Origin of the sequence: Parapedobacter sp. 2B3 (assembly GCF_041925275.1) — a bacterium.
GTDB lineage: Bacteria > Bacteroidota > Bacteroidia > Sphingobacteriales > Sphingobacteriaceae > Parapedobacter > Parapedobacter pyrenivorans_A.
Genome location: NZ_JBHEUZ010000053.1, coordinates 1 through 1,319, shown reverse-complemented (window position 1 = coordinate 1,319; position 1,319 = coordinate 1). Strand labels below are relative to the sequence as shown.

Genomic DNA, 1,319 nt, shown 5'->3' with positions numbered 1-1,319 from the left:
AATTACTAGTGATGCGTTAAGTTTTTAAAATTTGTTGTAATACATTGTATATAAATATATTATAATCGTTCTTTGATTTTTTGATTTGATTTGACCTGTAGATTTACGGCCTTAAAATGAGGCCATGAATTCAGGGAAGTATGTTTTTGCCCAACTTTTGCAATTTCTCGACAGGTACGAGTTTGATAAATGTGTATCGAGATACAACGGTGATTTCCGGACAAGGGATTTCAACTGTTGGAACCAGTTCATCCAACTGTTTTTCGGCCAGCTGACCTCCCGCAACTCACTTCGTGATATCTGTGTCTGCCTGAAAGCACATAAAAACAAGCTATACCATCTCGGCATCCGGACGTATGTCAACCAGTCCACGCTGTCGCGTGCGAACGAAGGTCGTGATTACCGGATATTCGCGGATTTCGGGGCCTACCTGATCGGTAAAGTGCGGCCGCTGTACGGGAAAGGGGCCATTGCCGGGGTAGCTATCGGTAACGAGGTGCTTTTGCTGGATTCCACAACCATTTCGTTGAGCCTTAAACTCTTCGGCTGGGCTCCCGGCAAATATTCGCGCGGCGCCGTCAAGATACACACACTATTGGATTTAAGGGGCAGTATTCCGGCTTTTATCCTGATCACCGATGGCAAGTACCACGACAGCAACACGTTGGATATATTGGTTCCCACTCCGGAAACAATCTATGTCATGGACAAAGCTTACGTTGATTTCGCTGCTTTGTTTAACATCAACAACTGCGGGGCATACTTTATCACCAGGGCCAAGACCTCAATGGATTTCTCCGTTATTGAAAGTAATTTCAATATTGATGCCCGATCAGGTCTTTTAACAGACCGGACTGTCGAACTGAACGGATACAAGTCCAAAAAGCTGTATCCCGAACCACTAAGGCTGGTGGAATACTATAATGCGGACAAAGAGGTCGAACTGGTATTCCTCACCAATAACTTTGAAGTATCGGCACTTGAAATCGCACGGCTATACCGCCACAGGTGGCAGATTGAAGTGTTTTTCAAATGGATAAAGCAAAACCTGGTCATCAAATCACTTTGGGGGCAATCGGAAAATGCCGTGAATATCCACATTTGGATAGCAATCTGCACTTATCTGATCGTTGCCCTTGTCAAACACACCCTGAAAAGCACGCTCTCCATTTACGAAATCATGCAGATTCTGGGAATATCCGCCTTTGACAAAACCCCACTAAACGATTTGCTCACAGAAAATCAAAAAAATCAAAATGTCAAAGAACAAGAAATATGGAACTTATTTGATGCAAAAACTTAACGCATCACTAGTAATT

General features: G+C 43.4%; 1 protein-coding gene. It reads left to right on the top strand.

Translation table 11 applies throughout. From position 1 onward, the window contains the following. Window positions 1-124 precede the first annotated feature (124 nt). Window positions 125-1,303 (top strand): IS4 family transposase, encoded by a 1,179-nt coding sequence (locus tag ACEVG1_RS20995; protein WP_374745691.1) that lies wholly within the window; start codon window positions 125-127, stop codon window positions 1,301-1,303. The last annotated feature ends 16 nt before the right edge of the window (window positions 1,304-1,319 follow it).

What these genes read in the sequence shown, in the direction of transcription:
- ACEVG1_RS20995 (WP_374745691.1), top strand. Translation starts at nt 125, where the DNA reads ATGAATTCAGGGAAGTATGTTTTTGCCCAACTTTTGCAATTTCTCGAC.